This is a genomic window from Burkholderia sp. HI2761, assembly GCF_002223355.1.
Lineage (GTDB): Bacteria > Pseudomonadota > Gammaproteobacteria > Burkholderiales > Burkholderiaceae > Burkholderia.
The window spans coordinates 117,749-130,455 of the sequence record NZ_NKFN01000004.1; the positions used below are offsets into that span (position 1 = coordinate 117,749).

General features: G+C 67.2%; 11 protein-coding genes. 10 read left to right on the forward strand and 1 reads right to left on the reverse strand.

Annotation, left to right across the window (positions count from 1 at the left end; all coding sequences use genetic code 11):
* The first annotated feature begins 6 nt into the window (after positions 1-6).
* The 6 genes from CFB46_RS07110 (at position 7) to CFB46_RS07135 (ending at position 6,865) form a co-directional block, all read left to right on the forward strand.
* The gene (locus CFB46_RS07110) at positions 7-459 is read left to right on the forward strand and encodes an ExbD/TolR family protein (protein WP_027783537.1); all 453 of its coding nucleotides are present in this window, start codon (positions 7-9) and stop codon (positions 457-459) included.
* Between the two features lie 180 nt (positions 460-639).
* Entirely contained in the window at positions 640-3,234 is a 2,595-nt protein-coding gene (gene leuS / locus CFB46_RS07115) for a leucine--tRNA ligase (RefSeq protein WP_089499620.1), read from the forward strand.
* A 38-nt stretch (positions 3,235-3,272) separates the two neighbouring features.
* Complete coding sequence (locus CFB46_RS07120) at positions 3,273-3,824, forward strand: LPS-assembly lipoprotein LptE (protein ID WP_006483412.1); 552 nt, start codon at positions 3,273-3,275, stop codon at positions 3,822-3,824.
* Between the two features lie 18 nt (positions 3,825-3,842).
* Positions 3,843-4,937 (forward strand): DNA polymerase III subunit delta, encoded by a 1,095-nt coding sequence (gene holA / locus CFB46_RS07125; RefSeq protein WP_089499621.1) that lies wholly within the window; start codon positions 3,843-3,845, stop codon positions 4,935-4,937.
* A gap of 210 nt (positions 4,938-5,147) precedes the next feature.
* Positions 5,148-6,419, forward strand: coding sequence for a glutamate-5-semialdehyde dehydrogenase (locus tag CFB46_RS07130; protein ID WP_089499622.1), 1,272 nt, complete (start codon positions 5,148-5,150; stop codon positions 6,417-6,419).
* Positions 6,420-6,442: 23 nt separating this feature from the next.
* Entirely contained in the window at positions 6,443-6,865 is a 423-nt protein-coding gene (locus CFB46_RS07135; protein WP_006760213.1) for a CopD family protein, read from the forward strand.
* 91 nt (positions 6,866-6,956) lie between these two features.
* Here CFB46_RS07135 and CFB46_RS07140 read toward each other — a convergent pair whose 3' ends face one another.
* Complete coding sequence (locus tag CFB46_RS07140; RefSeq protein WP_027783542.1) at positions 6,957-7,805, reverse strand: MurR/RpiR family transcriptional regulator; 849 nt, start codon at positions 7,803-7,805, stop codon at positions 6,957-6,959.
* A gap of 294 nt (positions 7,806-8,099) precedes the next feature.
* On the opposite strand from CFB46_RS07140, the gene edd reads away from it, so the two are divergent.
* The 4 genes from edd (at position 8,100) to CFB46_RS07165 (ending at position 12,699) form a co-directional block, all read left to right on the forward strand.
* Positions 8,100-9,956, forward strand: coding sequence for a phosphogluconate dehydratase (edd, locus tag CFB46_RS07145; RefSeq protein WP_089499623.1), 1,857 nt, complete (start codon positions 8,100-8,102; stop codon positions 9,954-9,956).
* 19 nt (positions 9,957-9,975) lie between these two features.
* On the forward strand, positions 9,976-10,602 hold the full coding sequence (eda, locus tag CFB46_RS07150) for a bifunctional 4-hydroxy-2-oxoglutarate aldolase/2-dehydro-3-deoxy-phosphogluconate aldolase (protein WP_011544577.1): 627 nt from the start codon (positions 9,976-9,978) through the stop codon (positions 10,600-10,602).
* Between the two features lie 218 nt (positions 10,603-10,820).
* Positions 10,821-12,182 carry a GntP family permease gene (locus tag CFB46_RS07160; RefSeq protein ID WP_027783545.1) on the forward strand — a complete coding sequence of 454 codons (1,362 nt, stop codon included), beginning with the start codon at positions 10,821-10,823 and terminating at the stop codon, positions 12,180-12,182.
* A 13-nt stretch (positions 12,183-12,195) separates the two neighbouring features.
* Positions 12,196-12,699 (forward strand): gluconokinase, encoded by a 504-nt coding sequence (locus CFB46_RS07165; protein WP_027783546.1) that lies wholly within the window; start codon positions 12,196-12,198, stop codon positions 12,697-12,699.
* Positions 12,700-12,707 lie beyond the last annotated feature (8 nt).

The following is a 12,707-nucleotide window of genomic DNA, read 5'->3' on the forward strand; positions in this document are numbered from 1 at the left end:
ACGACCATGGCATTCGGCGGGCTCGAGCACCACAAGACGTCCGCGCCGATGGCGGAGATCAACATGACGCCGCTGATCGACGTGATGCTCGTGCTGCTCGTCATCTTCATCATCACCGCGCCGCTGATGACGCACGCGATCCGGCTCGACCTGCCGAAGGTCGCGGCCAGCGTCGCGCGCGACACGCCGCAATCCGTCACCCTGTCGATCGACGACGCGGGCAAGCTCTACTGGGACGACGCGCCCGTGGCGCTCGACGCGCTGCCCGCGCGCTTCCGGGCCGCTGCCGCGGGCGCCGCGCCGCCCGAGCTGCGGCTGCGCGCGTCGCGCGCGACGCGCTACGACGTGATCGCGCAGGTGATGGGCGCCGCGCAGGCCGCGGGCCTCACGCGGATCGGTTTCGTGACCGACGTGCCGGCGGCCGTCGCCGCGCCGGCCGCTGCCGGCGCGAAACCCTGATTCGTCGTCGTTGCGGGCCCTCCGGCCCGAGAGAGCGGCCGTGCGGGCCCGCACGGGCGGTATAATCGACGTTTTTCCCGGCCTGGAACCGCTCAGCCCGTTCCGGCGCCGGGCACGCACGATTTCGATCCAATCCTGCGCGCGCCGTCGCGCCGCTTAAAGCCTAGCCCGAACCAAACCATGCACGAGAGATACGTACCCGCCGACGTCGAAGCCGCCGCCCAGGGCGACTGGCGCGCAGCCGATGCCTACAAGACGAGGGAAGATTCGCAGAAGCCGAAGTTCTACTGCGTATCGATGCTGCCGTACCCGTCCGGCAAGCTGCACATGGGTCACGTGCGCAACTACACGATCAACGACGTGATGTACCGCTATCTGCGGATGAACGGCTACAACACGCTGATGCCGATGGGCTGGGATGCGTTCGGGATGCCGGCCGAGAACGCCGCGATGGCGAACGGCGTGCCGCCCGCGAAGTGGACCTACGACAACATCGACTACATGAAGGGCCAGATGCAGTCGATGGGCCTCGCGATCGACTGGTCGCGCGAGATCGCGACGTGCAAGCCCGACTACTACAAGTGGAACCAGTGGCTGTTCCTGAAGATGCTCGAGAAGGGCATCGCGTACAAGAAGACGGGCACCGTGAACTGGGATCCGGTCGACCAGACCGTGCTCGCGAACGAGCAGGTGATCGACGGCCGCGGCTGGCGTTCGGGCGCGCTCGTCGAGAAGCGCGAGATCCCGATGTACTACCTGCGCATCACACAGTACGCGGATGAGCTGCTGAACGACCTCGACGGCCTCGGCTGGCCCGAGCGCGTGAAGATCATGCAGCAGAACTGGATCGGCAAGAGCTTTGGCGTGAACTTCGGCTTCCCGTACGAACTCGACGGCGAGCAGAAGCTGCTGCGCGTGTTCACGACGCGCGCCGACACGATCATGGGCGTCACGTTCTGCGCGATCGCGGCCGAGCACCCGCTCGCCACGCGCCTCGCGCAGGACAAGCCGGAACTGCTCGCGTTCATCGACGAGTGCAAGCGCGGCGGCGTCGCCGAGGCCGACGTCGCGACGATGGAGAAGAAGGGCGTCGCGACCGGCTTCTCGGTCAAGCACCCGCTGACCGGCGAGCCGGTCGAGGTGTGGATCGGCAACTACGTGCTGATGAGCTATGGCGAAGGCGCGGTGATGGGCGTGCCGGGCCACGACGAGCGCGATTTCGCGTTCGCGAAGAAATACGCGCTGCCGATCAAGCAGGTGATCGCGAGCGAAGGGCAGACGTACTCGCTCGACGCATGGCAGGAGTGGTACGGCGACAAGGAAACCGCGGTCTGCGTGAACAGCGGCAAGTACGACGGCCTGCGCTACACGGAAGCGGTCGACGCGGTCGCCGCCGACTTGAAGGCCGGCGGCTTCGGCGACAAGCAGGTCACGTGGCGCCTGCGCGACTGGGGCGTGTCGCGCCAGCGCTACTGGGGCACGCCGATCCCGATCATCCACTGCCCGTCGTGCGGCGACGTGCCGGTGCCCGAGCAGGATCTGCCCGTCGTGCTGCCGGAAGACCTCGTGCCGGACGGCTCGGGCAACCCGCTCGCGAAGTCCGAGGCGTTCCTGAACTGCACGTGCCCGAAATGTGGCGCGGCGGCGAAGCGCGAAACCGACACGATGGACACCTTCGTCGATTCGTCGTGGTACTTCTCGCGCTACACGGCGCCGGACGCCGAGACGATGGTCGACGCGCGCACCGATTACTGGATGCCGATGGATCAGTACATCGGCGGCATCGAGCACGCGATCCTGCACCTGCTGTATTCGCGCTTCTGGACCAAGGTGATGCGCGACCTCGGCCTCGTGAAATTCGGCGAGCCGGCGAAGAACCTGCTCACGCAGGGGATGGTGCTGAACGAGACGTACTACCGCGAGGACGCGGCGGGCAAGAAGACCTGGTACAACCCGCTCGACGTGACGGTCACGCACGACGACAAGGGCCGCCCGGTCGGCGCGACGCTGAATGCGGACGGCCAGCCGGTCGTGCTCGGCGGCATCGAGAAGATGTCGAAGTCGAAGAACAACGGCGTCGATCCGCAACTGCTGATCGACCAGTACGGCGCCGATACCGCGCGTCTGTTCACGATGTTCGCGGCGCCGCCCGAGCAGCAGCTCGAGTGGTCGGGCGCGGGCGTCGAGGGCGCGAGCCGCTTCCTGCGCCGCGTGTGGAGCTTCGGCCACGGCAACCGCGAAGCGCTCGCCGCGCGCGCGGGCTTCGACGCCGCCGCGCTCGGCGACGCCGACAAGGCGCTGCGCCGCGAGATCTACAGCGTGCTGAAGCAGGCCGATTTCGACTACCAGCGCCTGCAGTACAACACGGTCGTGTCGGCCGCGATGAAGATGCTGAACGCGATCGACGGCGCGAAGGGCGCGACGCCCGCCGTGCTGCGCGAGACGTATGGCGTACTGCTGCGCGTGCTGTACCCGGTCGTGCCGCACGTCACGTTCGAGCTGTGGAAGGTACTCGGCTACGCGGACGAATTCGGCCCGCTGCTCGATGCGCCGTGGCCGAAGGTCGACGAGGCCGCGCTCGAGCAGGCCGAGATCGAGCTCGTGCTGCAGGTGAACGGCAAGGTGCGCGGTGCGCTGAAGGTCGCGAAGGACGCGAGCCGCGACGCGATCGAAGCGGCGGCGGTGGCCGACGAGGCATTCGCGAAATTCAGCGACGGCAAGCCGGCGAAGAAGATCGTCGTCGTGCCGGGCCGCCTCGTGAACATCGTCGTCTGACGGCCGCCGGCCGTCGGACGTACCCAGAAGGAGCGAAGGTGATCCGCAGATCGTTTTTGATGCTCGTCGGCAGCGCGGTCGCGCTGTCGGCATGCGGCTTCCAGTTGCGCGGCCAGCAGGACTACGCGTTCAAGCACCTGTTCGTAGCCGGTGCGCCGGCGCCCGTCGAGGCGCGGCTCACGCGCCTCGTCCAGGCCGGCAGCGACACGAAGATCGTCAAGTCGGCGGACGACGCCGACGCCGTGCTGCGCATGTGGGAGTCGCGTGGCCAGAACACGCTGACACTCAACAAGTACGGCTCCGCGCAGGAATACGCGCTGTTCTACACGCTGAACTACACGCTGACGAGCAAGGACGGCACCGTGCTGATCCCGCCGAGCGCGATCGCGCTGAATCGCGCGATGACGTACAGCGACCAGTACACGAACGCGAAGGCGCAGGAAGCCGACATCCTGTACGGCGACATGCAGAACGACGCGGTCGACCAGTTGATGCGGCGTCTCGCGATCGTCCACTCGCTGACGCCGGCGCCGGAGGACGTGGTGCCGGGCGTGGCGCCGCGTGCGCCGCTGCCGCCGCCGCCGCTCTGATCGCGGGCGAACGCAGCGATGCAATTGCGACTTGATGCGCTGGAGCCGCACCTCGCGAAGGGGTTGGCCGGGCTCTACACCGTCTACGGCGACGAGCCGCTGCTCGCGCAGGAAGCGTGCGACCGCATCCGTGCGGCCGCGCGCGCGGCCGGCTTTACCGAGCGTTCGGTGCATACGGTCGAGCGCGGCTTCGACTGGAGCGTGCTGCTCGGCGCGACCCAGGCGATGTCGCTGTTCGGCGAGCGCCAGCTGATCGAGCTGCGCATTCCGTCGGGCAAGCCCGGCAAGGAAGGCGCCGATGCGCTGAAGACGCTCGCGGCCACGCCCAATCCGGACGCGCTGCTGCTCGTCACGTTGCCGCGCCTCGACGCGGCCACGCAGAAATCCGCATGGTTTACCGCGCTGCAGAACGGCGGTGTCGCGCTGAAGATCGATCCGGTCGACCGTGCGCAACTGCCGAACTGGATCGGCCAGCGACTCGCGATGCAGGGCCAGCGTGCCGCGCCGGGCGATGACGGGCGTCGCGCGCTGCAATTCATCGCGGAGCGCGTCGAGGGCAACCTGCTCGCCGCGCACCAGGAAATCCAGAAGCTCGGGCTGCTGTATCCGCAAGGCGCGCTGTCGTTCGAGCAGGTGCACGACGCGGTGCTGAACGTCGCGCGCTACGACGTGTTCAAGCTGAACGAAGCGATGCTCGCCGGCGACGCCGCGCGGCTCGCGCGGATGATCGACGGGCTGAAGGGCGAGGGCGAGGCGATCGTGCTCGTGATGTGGGCCGTCGTCGAGGAGCTGCGCACGCTGCTGCGGATCAAGCGCGGCACGACGGCGGGCAAGCCGCTCGCGACGCTGCTGCGCGAGAACCGCGTGTGGGGGCCACGCGAGCGGTTGATCGCGCCCGCGCTGAACCGCGTGTCGGAAGCGGTGCTCGAAAAGGCGCTCGCGTTCGCCGCGAAGCTCGACCGGCAGGTCAAGGGGCTCACGGCCGTCGCGCCGGGCCGCCGCACGCAGGACGAACCGCCGCCGGACCCGTGGGATGGGTTGTTCCAGCTCGCGATGACGGTCGCGGGCGCCCGCGGCGAGCGACCGCCGACCGCGGGTCGCGTGCGACGCTAAGCCCCGTTCGGGCCTTCAGCGTGCGCTGCGCAACCCGCTTACAATGCTTCGACGGCTGGCGCGGCATATCGGCCGCTGCCCTGCACGGAGGGCTGTCCCGCGGATCGTCGCGCCGGATGGCCGCTCCCCGGATGGCCGGCCCCGGATGGCCGATCCACGCTTCCCCACGAATTCATGCCGCTCCGCGCGGCTCGCTTCTCGAGTCACACGATGGATATCGATCAGTACATGACCGACCTGGGCCGCCGCGCCCGGCACGCTTCCCGCGCGATGGCGCGCGCCAGCACGGCCGCGAAGAACGCGGCGCTCGACGCCGTGGCCCGCGCGATCGAACGCGACGCGCAGGCGCTGAAGGACGCGAATGCGCGCGACGTCGCCCGCGCCCGTGAAAAGGGGCTCGATGCGGCGTTCGTCGACCGCCTGACGTTGTCGGACAAGGCGCTGAAAACGATGGTGGAAGGGCTGCGCCAGGTCGCGTCGCTGGCCGATCCGATCGGCGAGATCGGCAACCTCAAGTTCCGCCCGAGCGGGATCCAGGTCGGCCAGATGCGCGTGCCGCTCGGCGTGATCGGCATCATCTACGAGTCGCGCCCGAACGTGACGATCGACGCGGCCGCGCTGTGCCTGAAGTCGGGCAACGCGACGATCCTGCGCGGCGGCTCCGAAGCGCTCGAATCGAACACGGCGCTCGCGAGGCTGATCGGCGAAGGGCTCGAAGCGGCCGGGCTGCCGCAGGACGCGGTGCAGGTCGTCGCGACGGCCGATCGTGCTGCGGTCGGCAAGCTGATCACGATGACCGAATACGTCGACGTGATCGTGCCGCGCGGCGGCAAGAGCCTGATCGAACGGCTGATCGACGAGGCGCGCGTGCCGATGATCAAGCACCTCGACGGCATCTGCCACGTGTACGTCGACGATCGCGCCGATCTCGACCGCGCGCTGACCGTCTGCGACAACGCGAAGACGCACCGCTACGGCACCTGCAACACGATGGAGACGCTGCTCGTCGCGAACGGCATTGCCGCGAAGGTGCTGCCGCCGCTCGGCAAGCTGTATCGCGACAAGCAGGTCGAACTGCGCGTCGATGCGGCCGCGCGCGCGGTGCTCGCCGACGCGGGCGTCGGCCCGCTCGTCGACGCGACCGAAGCAGACTGGCACACCGAGTATCTCGCGCCGGTGCTCGCGATCAAGGTCGTCGACGGGCTCGACGCCGCGATCGAGCACATCAACCATTACGGCTCGCATCACACGGATGCGATCGTCACCGAGGATCACGACCGCGCGATGCGGTTCCTGCGCGAAGTCGATTCGGCGAGCGTGATGGTCAACGCGTCGACGCGCTTCGCGGACGGTTTCGAATTCGGCCTCGGCGCGGAAATCGGCATCTCGAACGACAAGCTGCACGCGCGCGGGCCGGTCGGCCTGGAAGGGCTGACGTCGCTGAAGTACGTGGTGCTCGGGCACGGCGAAGGCCGTCAGTAAGTCAACAGCGAGGCGCAACACCAATGGCAATGCTCTGGGTCAAGACGTTCCACATCGTTCTGATCGCCGCGTGGTTCGCGGGGCTGTTCTACCTGCCGCGCATCTACGTGAACCTGGCCATGGAGACCGATCCGGCCGCGGTGCGGCGCCTGCTGCTGATGGCGCGCAAGCTGTTCCGCTTCATGACGATGATCGCGGTGCCCGCGCTGGCCTGCGGGCTCTGGCTCTGGCTCGTGATCGGCATCGGGCAGGGGCAGGGCTGGATCCATGCGAAGGTGACGGTCGTGCTGCTGCTCGTGATCTACCACGCGTATTGTGGGCACCTGCTGCGGGTGTTCGAGCGCGGCGAGAACCGCCGCACCGACAAGTGGTATCGCGTATTCAACGAACTGCCGGTGCTCGGCATGCTCGCGGCGGTCGCGCTGGTGGTGATCAAGCCGTTCTGAGCGGCGCGGCAAGCACGGCCGGCGGTCGATGAACAACGGCACCCCACGGGGTGCCGTTGTGCGTTTACGGGCGGTTCCGCGCGGCGCCGGTTCAATCCTTCGTGCCGTCGTCGATCCGGCGCCGCGTGATCGCTTCCTTCGCGCGGCCGACCCGTTCCATCAGCGCCGGCCCGCGCGACAGCGCGACGCCGACCGCGAGAATGTCGCCGATCGCGAGATGCGACATCCGCGACGTCATCGGCGAGAACACGTCCGTTTCCTCGGCGACGTTCGACGCGAGGCTGACCGTCGCGAGCTTCGCGAGCGGCGAATGGCTCTGCGTGATCGCGACGACTTTCGCGCCGCACGCGAGCGCGGAGCGCGCGGCGTCGACGATGTCGCGCGTGCGGCCCGTATTCGAGATCGCGACGACGACGTCGTGCGGCCCGAGCAGCGCCGACGACATCGAGAACGTGTGCGGATCCGAATACGCGACGCTCGGCACGCCGAGCCGGAAGAACTTGTGCTGGATGTCCTGCGCGGCGATGCCCGAGCCGCCGGCACCGTAGAACTCGATGCGCGACGCGTTCGACAGCAGCGCGATCGCGTCGGCGACGCTGCCCGCGGACAGGCTGTTGCGCACCTCGATCAGCGCGCCGATCGTACGGTCGAACACCTTGCCGATGATGCCGGGCGCCGGTTCGTCGGGCTCGACGTCGCGGTACACCGACGACACGCCCGGCGCCACGCTCTGCGCGAGCCGGATCTTGAATTCGCGAAAGCCGCTGCAGCCGAGCGCCTGGCAGAAGCGCGCGATCGTCGGCTGGCTGACGCCCGCACGGGTCGACAGCTCGGTCATCGCGAGGTCGAGCACCTCGCGCGGCGCGGCGAGAATGTAGTCGGCGAGCTTACGCTCGGACGGGCGCAGCTCGGCGCGGATCGCTTCAATGCGGGGCAGCATGGGACGGCATGTGGAAATCGGGTTCGGATGAGCGAGTGTATCTCAATCGAATTGTAGAAAATCTACATGAAAATACTAGCGCAATTGTGATAATTCCGATGCGGGGTGAGCGAGGTGAATTAGGGTTTTCACTGATTAAAGCCTTGCTGGTGGCGGGAATAAGGGTTGCGAGCGAACTGATCTGCATTGCATGCTTGTAGTTTTTCTACTAGACTGCTTTCGTTCGATCGACGAAGCTCGACCGTCCCCACGATTCCAACCGCCGGTGTCGGCCGGCATACAGGAGCGCCCAGCATGACGTCGCTGCACCCCACTCTGGCGAAGGTCACCGAACGCGTGATCGCCCGCAGCCAATCGACCCGTTCCGCCTATCTGCAGCGCATCGACGGCGCGCAAGGCAAGTTCCCGGCGCGCGGCGCGCTGTCGTGCGCGAACCTCGCGCACGGCTTCGCGGGCCTCGAGGGCAACGACAAGTTCGCGATCAAGGCGATCCGCGAGCCGAACATCGGCATCGTGTCCTCGTACAACGAGATGCTGTCCGCGCATGCGCCGTACAAGGATTTCCCCGAGATCATCAAGGCGGCCGCGCGCGAAAACGGCGGAGTCGCGCAGTTCGCGGGCGGCGTGCCGGCGATGTGCGACGGCGTCACGCAGGGCAACCCGGGCATGGAGCTGTCGCTGTTCTCGCGCGAGGCGATCGCGATGGGCACGGCGATCGCGCTCACGCACAACATGTTCGATGCGGCGCTCTGCCTCGGCATTTGCGACAAGATCGTGCCGGGCCTGCTGATCGGCGCGCTGCAGTTCGGCCACCTGCCGACGATCTTCGTGCCGGCCGGCCCGATGACGAGCGGCCTGTCGAACGACGACAAGGCGAAGATCCGCCAGCAGTTCGCGACCGGCCAGGTCGGCCGCGACGCGCTGCTCGAAGCCGAATCGGCCGCGTATCACGGCCATGGCACCTGCACGTTCTACGGCACCGCGAACAGCAACCAGATGCTGATGGAGCTGATGGGGCTGCACCTGCCGGGCTCGGCATTCGTTCACCCGCATACGCCGCTGCGCACCGCGCTGACGGCCGAGGCCGCGCGCCGCGTGCTCGATCTGACGGTCGAGCGCGGCCACTACACGCCGATCGGTCATGTGATCGACGAAAAGGCGATCGTCAACGGGATCGTCGCGCTGCTCGCGACGGGCGGCTCGACCAACCACACGCTGCACCTCGTCGCGATCGCGCGCGCGGCCGGCATCCTGATCGACTGGAACGACTTCGACGAGCTGTCGGCCGTCGTGCCGCTGCTCGCGAAGATCTACCCGAACGGCAAGGCCGACGTGAACCATTTCCATGCGGCGGGCGGTGTCGCGTTCCTGGTACGCAACCTGCTCGAAGGCGGGCTGCTGCACGAGGACGTGACGACGGTCGCGGGCAAGGGCCTTTCGCACTACACGAAGGAGCCCAAGCTGATCGACGGCAAGCTGACATGGGTCGACGGCGCGGCCGAGAGCCACGACACGAAGGTGCTGCGCGGCATTCGCGAGCCGTTCCAGCCGGACGGCGGCCTGCGCCTGATGCAGGGCCGGCTCGGCCGCGGCGTGATCAAGATCTCGGCGGTCGCGCCGGAGCACCGCAAGGTGACGGCGCCCGCGATCGTGTTCGACTCGCAGGAAGCCGTGCAGGAAGCGTTCGATCGCGGCGAACTGAAGCGCGATTTCGTCGCGGTGGTGCGCTTCCAGGGCGCGCGCGCCAACGGCATGCCCGAGCTGCACCGTTTGACGCCGCTGCTCGGCGTGCTGCAGGATCAGGGCTTCCACGTCGCGCTGGTGACCGACGGCCGCATGTCGGGCGCGTCGGGCAAGGTGCCGGCCGTGATCCACGTGTCGCCGGAAGCGCTGCTGGCCGGCCCGATCGGCAAGGTGAAGACGGGCGACACGCTCGTGATCGACGCGGAAGCCGGCGTGCTCGACATCGAGGTCGACGACGCCGAATGGCACGCGCGCCCGGTCGCGCAGCCGCGGCACCAGGCCGAGAACGAAGTCGGTTTCGGGCGCGAACTGTTCGGCGTGTTCCGCGCGGCCGCGGCGCCGGCCGAGCAGGGCGCATCGGTTTTCGGGACGCTGGTCGGCGAAACGGCCGTCAGCGTCGCCGCATGAATTTCAAGGAGCCAATTCAATGAAGACGATTGCTGAAATCGTGAAGCTGGGCCCGGTCATCCCGGTGCTCGCATTCGACTCGGTCGAGCAGGGCGAAAACGTGTCGCGGGCATTGCACGCGGGCGGCGTGAAGGTGCTCGAGATCACGCTGCGCACGCCGGCGGGCCTGGAGGCGATCCAGCGCGCGAGCCAGCTCGCGGACGACATCGTCGTCGGCGTCGGCACGATCACGAAGCCCGAGCACTGCGCGCAGGCCAAGCGCGCGGGCGCGAAATTCGGCGTATCGCCGGGCCTGACGAAGGAGCTGCATCTCGCGTCGCTCGACGCCGGCCTGCCGCTGCTGCCGGGCGTGATGACGCCGAGCGACATCATCCAGGCGCTCGAATTCGGCTACGACATCGTGAAGTTCTTCCCCGCGCAGCAGGCGGGCGGCGTGCCGATGCTGCAGGCGTTCCACGGTCCGTTCCCGGCGCTGAAGTTCTGCCCGACCGGCGGCATCACGGTCGACACCGCGCCGAACTTCCTGAAACTGCCGAACGTCGTGTGCGTCGGCGGCTCGTGGCTCACGCCGAAGGCCGCACTCGCCGCGCAGGATTGGGCCGAAGTCACGCGCCTCGCGCAAGCGGCGAGCCAGCTGCCCCGCTAAAACTTGTACGAAATGACGAATTGGCCCTCGGGATACAGGCGCTTAGTGCTTGTTTTACCGAGGGTTTTTGCTGATGGAACCGGTTCTATCCGCGGATCGCAAAGATAAGTAAAATTCAGCGTCCTGACGGGGGGTACCCCCGTGTTTCGGAGACCTGCATAGCCGGGCATACTCGCAACGACTCGCCCGGTTTCGAACAATTCTAGGAGGAGTGCCACATGGGGGCCGTACAAGGCAGCATGCTGCTCGTATTCACGCTGATCGCGATTGCCGCGCTGATCCTGATGATCGCGCGCTACAAGATCTACCCGTTCCTGGTGCTGATCATCGTTTCGCTCGGCCTCGGTCTCGTCGTCGGCATGCCGATGGACAAGATCGTCAAGTCGTTCGAAACGGGTACCGGCGGCACGCTCGGCCACATTGCGATCGTCGTCGGCCTCGGCACGATGCTCGGCAAGATGATGGCCGAATCGGGCGGCGCCGAACGGATCGCGACCACGCTGATCGACTGGTTCGGTGAAAAGAACATCCACTGGGCGATGATGTTCGTCGCGATCATCGTCGGCCTGCCGGTGTTCTTCGAAGTCGGCTTCGTGCTGCTGATCCCGATCGCGTTCAACGTCGCGAAGCGCACCGGCAAGTCGCTGCTCGTCGTCGGCCTGCCGATGGTGGCCGGCCTCTCGGTCGTGCACGGGCTGATCCCGCCGCACCCGGCCGCGCTGCTGGCCGTCCAGCAATACGGCGCCGATATCGGCAAGACGATCGCATTCGGCCTGATCGTCGGCGTGCCGACCGCGATCATCGCGGGCCCGCTGTTCGCGCTGACGATCTCGAAGTTCGTGAAGCTGCCGGAAAACAACCCGCTCGCATCGCAATTCGTCGATTCGAACGCGGAGGGCCGCAAGCGCGAACTGCCGAGCTTCGGCATCACGCTGTTCACGATCCTGCTGCCCGTCGTGCTGATGCTCATCGGCAGCTGGGCCGACCTGGTGTTCGCGCCGAAGTCGCTGCCGAACAACCTGCTGCGCTTTGCCGGCAACTCGGACGTCGCGCTGCTGATCGCCGTGCTCGTGAGCTTCTTCACGTTCGGCAAGCTGCAGGGCTTCAACCGCGACCAGATCCAGAAGTTCTGCGGCGAGTGCCTGGCGCCGATCGCCGGCATCACGCTGATCGTCGGCGCGGGCGGCGGCTTCGGCGGCGTCCTGCGCGACAGCGGCATCTCGCAGCAGATCGTCGAGACCGCGAAGCACGCGCACCTGTCGCCGCTGCTGCTCGGCTGGTTCGTCGCGGCGCTGATGCGTCTCGCGACGGGTTCGGCGACGGTCGCGATGACGACGGCCTGCGGCATCGTCGCGCCGATCGCGGCGGCGGCCGGCACGACGGTCAGCCCGGAGCTGCTGGTGCTCGCGACGGGCTCGGGCTCGCTGATCTTCTCGCACGTGAACGACGGCGGTTTCTGGCTGATCAAGGAATACTTCGGGATGACGGTCGGTCAGACGTTCAAGACCTGGTCGCTGCTTGAAACCATCATCTCGGTGCTGGGTCTCAGTTTCACGTTGCTGCTGAGCATGGTTCTGTAACAAGGGGTAGTCAATGATTCTGATCGCAATGGGCGTGTCGGGCGCCGGCAAGTCGCTGATCGGCGAAATGCTGGCGGAACGCCTGTCGTGCAGCTATACCGACGGCGACGCGTTTCACAGCGCGGCGAACAAGGAAAAGATGCACCACGGCATTCCGCTGACCGATGAAGACCGCTGGCCGTGGCTGCGCACGATCCGCGCGGCCATCGAGGAAAAGCAGCGCGCGGGCGAGACGGCCGTGTTCACGTGCTCGTCGCTGAAGCGTTCGTACCGCGACGTGCTGCGCGGCACCGATACCGACGTGCGGTTCGTGTATCTGAAGGGCTCGTTCGAGGTGTTGCAAGAGCGCCTGAAGAGCCGCACCGGCCATTTCTTCGATCCGTCGCTGCTGAAAAGCCAGCTCGACACGCTCGAGGAGCCGGGCCCGGACGAAGCGATCGAGGTCAGCATCGAGCTGACGCCCGAGCAGATCGTCGATCAGGTCATGCTGAAGATCGGCCTCGCGCACTCGCACTGAGCGCGTTC

Excerpts from the sequence above, each read along its gene's own strand:
- CFB46_RS07110 (WP_027783537.1), top strand. The coding sequence starts at position 7 with ATGGCATTCGGCGGGCTCGAGCACCACAAGACGTCCGCGCCGATGGCG.
- leuS (WP_089499620.1), top strand. The coding sequence starts at position 640 with ATGCACGAGAGATACGTACCCGCCGACGTCGAAGCCGCCGCCCAGGGC.
- holA (WP_089499621.1), top strand. The coding sequence starts at position 3,843 with ATGCAATTGCGACTTGATGCGCTGGAGCCGCACCTCGCGAAGGGGTTG.
- CFB46_RS07130 (WP_089499622.1), top strand. The coding sequence starts at position 5,148 with ATGGATATCGATCAGTACATGACCGACCTGGGCCGCCGCGCCCGGCAC.
- CFB46_RS07135 (WP_006760213.1), top strand. The coding sequence starts at position 6,443 with ATGGCAATGCTCTGGGTCAAGACGTTCCACATCGTTCTGATCGCCGCG.
- CFB46_RS07140 (WP_027783542.1), bottom strand. The coding sequence starts at position 7,805 with ATGCTGCCCCGCATTGAAGCGATCCGCGCCGAGCTGCGCCCGTCCGAG.
- edd (WP_089499623.1), top strand. The coding sequence starts at position 8,100 with ATGACGTCGCTGCACCCCACTCTGGCGAAGGTCACCGAACGCGTGATC.
- eda (WP_011544577.1), top strand. The coding sequence starts at position 9,976 with ATGAAGACGATTGCTGAAATCGTGAAGCTGGGCCCGGTCATCCCGGTG.
- CFB46_RS07160 (WP_027783545.1), top strand. The coding sequence starts at position 10,821 with ATGGGGGCCGTACAAGGCAGCATGCTGCTCGTATTCACGCTGATCGCG.
- CFB46_RS07165 (WP_027783546.1), top strand. The coding sequence starts at position 12,196 with ATGATTCTGATCGCAATGGGCGTGTCGGGCGCCGGCAAGTCGCTGATC.